A 7,170-nucleotide genomic window follows, 5' to 3' on the forward strand; every position below is an offset into this window, starting at 1 on the left:
TCTTCGCTGAGCTCGTGTTGTTTGACCAGACCGGCGGCTTGGGTGGCGACGGCCGACAAGACCTTGCGGTCGCGGGCGGTCAAGGCTCGTCCGGACAGCAGCAACCAGAATTCGTCATTGCCCGCGCTGACCGCGGTGTCAGCGGAATCGACCGTTGCGCATGGGTCTTTGCCGACCGCCGTGATCAGCTGTCGGTGACCGTCGACGTCACGCACCAGGCTGACGGTGCGTTGGGAGTAGGCCTCGCGTAAGCGCTCCAGCAATGCGTCGAGACTGCCGCCACGTAGTACCGAACCGGCGAACAGCGCCAATAATTCGGCCTCCTTAGCCGCCAGCCTGGCCTCACGAGCGCGGTTGGCCGTGGTGTCGACCAGCGCGGCGATGCCGATGGCGACCGCCAGCAGAACGACTTCGGTGACGAGGTGGCTGGGGTTGGCAATGACGAAGGTATTTCGGGGGTCGGTGAGGAAAAAGTCCAACAGCGCCATGGATAGCAGCCCCGATAACAGGGCAGGCGCCACCCCGCCGAACAGTGCGACGCCAATCACTCCGACGACGAACACGGCGGTCTTGCCGCCGACATCCAGCAGCGGGTCCAACCAGGCCGCGGTGATTGCGTACATGATCCACGGCACGGTGAGGGCGGCGAGCCACGATGCGAGTCGACGACCCCGCGGGGAGATTGACGCGAATGAAAACCCCGGGTGGATCTGGTCATGGGTGACCATGTGGACGTCGATCTTGCCCGAGTTCTTGATGGTGGCCGCGCCGATTCCCTCAGTGAGAATGCTCGCCCAACGAGACCGCCGCGAGGTGCCCAACACCAGCTGGGTGGCGTTCGTCTCTCGGGCGAATTCCAGCAGCGCCGCCGACACGTCATCGCCGACCACGGTGTGCACGGTTGCGCCCAGGCTGGTGGCGAGGTCACGTACTTTGGTCGCTTGCAGCGCGGAGATTCCCGAAAGCCCGTCGCCGCGGACCACGTGCACCACCATCAATTGCGCGCTCGACTTCGATGCGATGCGAGAAGCGCGGCGCACCAACGTTTCTGATTCCAGGCCGCCGGTCACAGCGACCACTACCCGTTCGCGGGTTTCCCAGCTGTCGGTAATCCTTTTCTCGGCACGGTAAGTCGCCAACGCCGCATCGACCTGATCGGCAAGCCACAGCAACGCGAGTTCGCGCAGCGCGGTCAGGTTGCCCGGCCGGAAATAGTTGGACAACGCCGCGTCGACCCGCTCAGGCGGGTAGACATTCCCGTGAGCAAGCCTGCGCCGCAACGCTTCTGGTGTGATGTCGACCAACTCGATCTGAGCTGCTTTTCGGACGATATCGTCGGGCACCGTTTCACGCTGCTCGACGCCGGTGATCGAGGCGACGACGTCGTTGAGGCTTTCCAGATGCTGAATGTTGAGCGTGGAGATCACGGTGATTCCCGCGTCAAGCAGCGTTTCGATGTCCTGCCAGCGTTTTGAGTTGGCGCTGCCGGGGATATTGCTGTGCGCGTATTCGTCGACCAGCGCTACCGTCGGATGGCGCCGCAACACCGCCTCGACATCGAGTTCCGAAAACTCGGTTCCGCGATAGGTTAGCTGGCGCGGCGCAATGACCTCGATGCCGTCCAGGAGTTCGGCAACCTTCTTGCGGCCATGGGTTTCCACCACCGCCGCGACAACGTCGGTGCCTCGGCTCAACCTGCGATGCGCCTCGCCGAGCATCGCGCAGGTCTTACCGACGCCGGGTGCCGCGCCGAGGTAGATGCGCAAGTCGCCTCGCCGGCGCGGTGGCGCGTGTTCGGCGGTTGCTGGCTCCGCAGCCGACGCATCGGAAGTCACACGGATATCATCTATCGGAAAGATCAAGACTTCACGCGTACTAAGTATTTGAAGACTTCACTGGGTAGTTGCGGTCCAACTCGAGGTTGAGTTGCACCACGTTGACCACCGGCTCGCCAACGAAGCCGAGCAGCCGGCCGTGCTGGTTGTGGCTAACCGCGTCGTGCACCTGGCCAGCGCTGATCCGGCGCGCGTGAGCTACCCGGGCCACCTGGATTGCGGCGTATTCCGGCGAGATGTCGGGATCGAGACCGCTGGCGCTGGCGGTGACGGCGTCGGCAGGCACCGCGGGGTGATCAGACGCTGCGCCACGAATCGGAACGATCTGACCGACCGAGTAGTCCTGACCGTAGGAAGCGCAATCCACCCGGACACCCTCGTAGAGTTGCTGAAACACCGGCGTCGGTGCGCTGCTGGGCTTTGCGCAAGGTTCATTCACGCTGACCACCCGGGTCGGATGGATCACCTTTCCGGCCGAATCCCGCGGCCCGATCACCGACAGCACCGCGCCCACCCCGCCACCGGTGCAGAACGGGCGTGAGCCGTCGACCTTCTCGAGCTTTCCGATCGCGAAACTGCGCGCGCACACCTGGGTTAGCAGACTGGGTTTGAATCCGGCCGTCGATGGATCCGCACCCGGAGCCAGCTTGGCCGGATCAGCTGGTGTGTCGACGATGCTCTCCGGGCCCAAGTTGGTGGCTCCTGATGCCATGGGGTCGTAGCCCGTCCCTGCAGCCGAGGGCCTGCTCTGAAAGTACTGCGGCAGTGGGTTGCCGTCTTTGTCGGTGAACGACTGGCCAATCAGCTTGCTGGCGACCGGCTTTCCGGACACTTTGACTATCGAGCCCTCCGCCTTGGCATGCAGCCCGGGAAGTAGCCCGACTCCCCAGACGGCCAACGGGTAGACGAAGCCGGTGATCACCGTCAGCACAAGCAGCGCGCGCAGCGCCGCCCAGTGCTGGCGAATCAGGTTAGTCAAGTTCATGTCAGCTCATCCCGGGGATAAATTGCACCAGCAGGTCGATCAGTTTGATACCGATGAACGGGGCGACGATGCCGCCGAGCCCGTAAAGGTACAGGTTGCGGCTCAACAGTTTTGACGCGCTACTTGGTGTGTACTGCACACCGCGCAGCGCCAGCGGAATCAGCGCGACAATGATCAGCGCGTTGAAGATCACCGCGGAAAGAATCGCCGACTGCGGGCTGTGCAGCCGCATCACGTTGATCGCGTCCAGTCCGGGAAACAGCGCCACGAACATCGCCGGAATGATCGCGAAATATTTGGCGATGTCGTTGGCGATCGAGAACGTGCTCAACGCGCCGCGCGTAATCAACAGCTGCTTACCGATTTCCACGATCTCGATGAGCTTGGTGGGGTCGGAGTCCAGATCCACCATGTTGCCGGCCTCTTTGGCCGCGCTGGTGCCGCTGTTCATCGCCACCCCCACGTCGGCTTGAGCCAACGCGGGCGCGTCGTTCGTGCCGTCACCGGTCATCGCGACCAGCCGGCCCCCCTGCTGCTCGCGCTTGATCAGCATCATCTTGTCTTCGGGTGTGGCTTCGGCGAGGAAGTCGTCGACCCCGGCCTCGTCGGCGATGGCCCTGGCGGTCAGCGGATTGTCACCGGTGATCATCACCGTGCGAATGCCCATCTTGCGCATCTCGTCGAAACGCGCACGCATGCCGTGCTTAACCACGTCCTTGAGGTGGATGACGCCCAACACGTCGGCTTTCTTGCTACCGCCGTCGTCGCTGACCACGCCGACCACCAGCGGAGTACCGCCGGCGGCCGAGATGCCATCGACGATGTCGCCAAGCATCTCGGGAATGACGCCGCCCTGATCGCGGACCCACTTGGCGACCGAGCTGGCCGCGCCCTTGCGCAGCTGTCGTCCATCGAGGTCGACTCCCGACATCCGGGTCGTCGCGGTGAACTCGACCCAGTGGACGTGGCTGAGTTCACCGGGGGAGCGCTGCCTAAGCCCGTAGGCCTCTTTCGCGTAGACGACGATGGAGCGGCCCTCCGGGGTTTCGTCGGCCAGGCTGGACAGCTGCGCGGCATCGGCCAGCTGTTCGGATGTGACGCCGGTGACCGGGATGAACTCCGACGCCTCCCGGTTGCCCAGCGTGATCGTGCCGGTCTTGTCCAGCAGCAACGTATTGACGTCGCCGGCGGCCTCGACCGCGCGGCCCGACATCGCCAGCACGTTGCGCTGGACCAGCCGGTCCATTCCGGCGATACCGATCGCCGACAACAGCGCGCCGATGGTAGTGGGGATCAGGCAGACCAGCAGCGCCACCAGTACAACGCCCGAGACGCCGTTGTTGGTGAGGGCGGAGGTGTCGTGCACGCCCGGGTTGCTGATCTTGGAATAGATCGCCAGCGGCTGCAGCGTCGCCACCGCGAACAGGAAGATGATGGTCAGCGCGGCAAGCAGAATATTCAGCGCGATCTCGTTCGGTGTCTTCTGCCGGTTGGCTCCCTCGACAAGTGCGATCATCCGGTCGATGAAGCTCTTGCCGGGCTCCTGGGTGATCTTGATGATGATGCGGTCCGAGAGCACGGTGGTGCCGCCCGTCACCGCGGAGCGGTCGCCGCCGGATTCCCGGATCACCGGCGCCGATTCGCCGGTGATGGCCGATTCATTAACCGACGCAATACCTTCCACGATCTCGCCATCGCCCGGGATGATTTCACCGGCCTCCACGACGACAATGTCGCCCTTTTGCAGTTCGGGGGCCCGGACGTCCTCCTCGGTGCCGGGGGTGTCCGGCGACCAGCCGTGTAACCGGCGCGCGATGGTGTCCGCCTTTGATTTGCGCAAGGTGTCTGCCTGAGCTTTGCCCCGTCCTTCAGCGACAGCCTCAGCGAGGTTGCCGAAAAGCACTGTCAGCCAAAGCCAGAACACGATCAGCCAGCCGAACACCGATGGCTCGCGGACGGTCAGCACCGTCGACCAGACGGCGCCGATCTCGACGATGAACATCACCGGATTGCGCCACAGGGTGCGCGGATCGAACTTGCGCAACGCGTCTGGCAGAGATTTGGCCAGCAGCGCCGGGTCGAGCAGTCCGCCCGCGACCCGCCCGTCCGGCGCTAGGCCGCCGTGGTGGTGGTGCGATGGATGCGTGGAACTGGCTTTCGAGATGGTCGACGTTGGCATTTCAGTGAATTCCTTCAGCAAGGGGACCGAGCGCCAGCGCCGGCAGGAAGGTCAGGGCACACAAAATCACCGTCACAGCCGCGACGAGGCCAACGAACTGCGGCCGATGGGTGGGCAGGGTGCCCGGGGACTCCGGCGTATGACCTTGGCGGGCCAGCGATCCGGCCAGCGCGAGCACCAGGATCATCGGCAGGAATCGAGCGATGACCATCGCCAGGCCCAGCGCGGTGTTGTACCAGGTGGTGTTCACCGACAGACCGGCAAAAGCCGAGCCGTTGTTGTTGGCCGCGGAGGTGAACGCATAGAGCACTTCCGACAGGCCGTGCTGTCCGGTGTTGGCCATGCTCGCCCGCGGGCCCGGTAACCCCATCGCGATGCCGGTGCCGATCAGCACCAGCAACTCCGTCACCGGGAAATAGCTTGCCGCGAGCTTCATCTCGCGAGGCCTGATCTTCTTGCCGAGGTATTCCGGTGTGCGGCCGACCATCAGCCCGGCAATGAACACCGTGATGACGGCCATGATGAGCATGCCGTAGAGGCCAGAGCCAACGCCACCGGGCGCGACTTCACCGATCTGCATATTGAACAACTCGATCAGGCCGCCGAGGCTGGTGTAGGAGTCGTGCGCAGAGTCGACGGCGCCGGTGGACGTCAGCGTGGTCGCGTCGGCGAAAACAGCGGAGTTGGCGATGCCGAAACGCTGCTCGATCCCCTCCATGGCCGCGCCGGCTGCCGTGGGAACGGTGCCGTGGTGGCCGAGCTGAAACATCCCGATGAAGGCGAGGCTCGACGCCGCGAGAACACCCATGACGGCGGCGATCGCGTAGCCCTGCTTCTTGCTCTCGACCATGCGGCCGAAGGTGCGTGGCAGCGAGAAGCTGATGGCCAGCAGCAGAAAGATCTCGACAAAGTTGGTCAACCTGTTGGGATTCTCGAACGGGTGAGCGGAGTTGGCGTTGAAGAAGCCACCACCGTTGGTGCCGAGCTCCTTGATCGCTTCCTGACTCGCGACCGGCCCGCCGGTGATGGTCTGCTGCGCGCCGCTCAGCGTGGTCACGACCTGGTCGTGCAGGTGGAAGTTTTGAATCGCCCCGCCGGCGAGTAGCACGATCGCACCGATGAACGCGATCGGCAGCAAGATACGCAGCGTGCCCCGGACCAGATCCACCCAGAAGTTACCGATTTCGACGGTCTTGACCCGGGCGAAGCCGCGAACCAGGGCGATCGCGACCGCCATGCCCACCGCGGAGGAGACGAAGTTCTGCACCGCAAGCCCGGCCATCTGCACCAAGTGGCCCTGGGTCGACTCGCCCGAGTACGCCTGCCAGTTGGTGTTCGTGACGAAGCTGATCGCGGTGTTCCAGGCCAGCGCGGGCGTCATCGGGGTCGCCGGGTTGTGCAGGTGCAGCGGCAACTTGTCCTGCAAGAGCTGGAAGAAGAACAAGAACAGCACGCTGACCGCCGAAAATGCCAGGACGCTACGGGCGTAGGCGTACCACGGTTGTTCGGCTTTGGGGTCGGCGCCGATGGCGCGGTAGATCACCTTCTCGATTCGCCAGTCCCGCGGCGACGTGTAAACGCGGTACATGTAGTCGCCCAGCGGTACATGTACCGCCACCAATGCCAGCACGAGCAAGGCGAGGAATGCGACCCCCGCGGTAGATGTGCTCACCTAAAACCTCTCCGGGAAGAACAAGGCCGCGACTAGGTAGACCGCCAACACTGCCGACAGCGCGAGGCCGACGATGTTGTCGTAGCTCATGCGCGCCACTCCTCAGCATCGCTACGCTCTGCATCGTCGTAGGCGCGGCTCATAACTTTTCGACCAGCTTTTGCACATAGCCGAGGACGGCGAAGACTGCCACCGTCAGAAGGACGTAGGCAACCACCGACATAATTTCTCCGTTCGTCACACCGGTCAGCTCGATGGTCGATCGAGTCGTAGGTCCGGCATGCAATTTAGACCTTCGCGGTGAAGATCTGGAATGAAGCTATGCTTCGCCGCTGAGTAAAGCTCCACCCCTAACGCTATCTTTACGGTAGGCCTACCTCTCTGAGTTTGCTACAAGGCTGATCGTCCTAGCATGCAACGCGCGTGGCCTTTGCTGTAGCCAGTGTGATCCGCTACTCAACGATGGGCAAGCACACCCGGAAAGTGGTTTTGCCTTCAC

Annotated in this window: 6 protein-coding genes; all 6 read right to left on the reverse strand. The window is 63.6% G+C overall.

Going from position 1 to position 7,170, the window contains the following annotated elements; genetic code table 11:
* The coding region (locus WBF82_RS17130; protein ID WP_424384160.1) for a DUF4118 domain-containing protein at nucleotides 1–1,835 on the reverse strand (1,835 nt) is incomplete at its 3' end.
* Nucleotides 1,836–1,875: 40 nt separating this feature from the next.
* Nucleotides 1,876–2,820, reverse strand: a complete 945-nt coding sequence (locus WBF82_RS17135) for a potassium-transporting ATPase subunit C (RefSeq protein WP_424384161.1) — start codon at nucleotides 2,818–2,820, stop codon at nucleotides 1,876–1,878.
* Between the two features lies 1 nt (nucleotide 2,821).
* The gene (gene kdpB / locus WBF82_RS17140; protein ID WP_424384162.1) at nucleotides 2,822–4,999 is read right to left on the reverse strand and encodes a potassium-transporting ATPase subunit KdpB; all 2,178 of its coding nucleotides are present in this window, start codon (nucleotides 4,997–4,999) and stop codon (nucleotides 2,822–2,824) included.
* A gap of 1 nt (nucleotide 5,000) precedes the next feature.
* Entirely contained in the window at nucleotides 5,001–6,671 is a 1,671-nt protein-coding gene (kdpA, locus tag WBF82_RS17145) for a potassium-transporting ATPase subunit KdpA (RefSeq protein WP_424384163.1), read from the reverse strand.
* The gene (gene kdpF, locus WBF82_RS17150) at nucleotides 6,672–6,761 is read right to left on the reverse strand and encodes a K(+)-transporting ATPase subunit F (protein WP_424384164.1); all 90 of its coding nucleotides are present in this window, start codon (nucleotides 6,759–6,761) and stop codon (nucleotides 6,672–6,674) included.
* A gap of 49 nt (nucleotides 6,762–6,810) precedes the next feature.
* On the reverse strand, nucleotides 6,811–6,912 hold the full coding sequence (locus tag WBF82_RS17155) for a potassium-transporting ATPase (RefSeq protein WP_424384165.1): 102 nt from the start codon (nucleotides 6,910–6,912) through the stop codon (nucleotides 6,811–6,813).
* Between the last annotated feature and the right edge of the window lie 258 nt (nucleotides 6,913–7,170).

The sequence above is a fragment of the Mycobacterium sp. genome (assembly GCF_049673265.1).
Taxonomy (GTDB): domain Bacteria; phylum Actinomycetota; class Actinomycetes; order Mycobacteriales; family Mycobacteriaceae; genus Mycobacterium.

Coding starts and splice junctions, on each gene's coding strand:
- kdpF (WP_424384164.1), bottom strand. CDS start 6,761: ATGAGCTACGACAACATCGTCGGCCTCGCGCTGTCGGCAGTGTTGGCG.
- kdpB (WP_424384162.1), bottom strand. CDS start 4,999: ATGCCAACGTCGACCATCTCGAAAGCCAGTTCCACGCATCCATCGCAC.
- WBF82_RS17135 (WP_424384161.1), bottom strand. CDS start 2,820: ATGAACTTGACTAACCTGATTCGCCAGCACTGGGCGGCGCTGCGCGCG.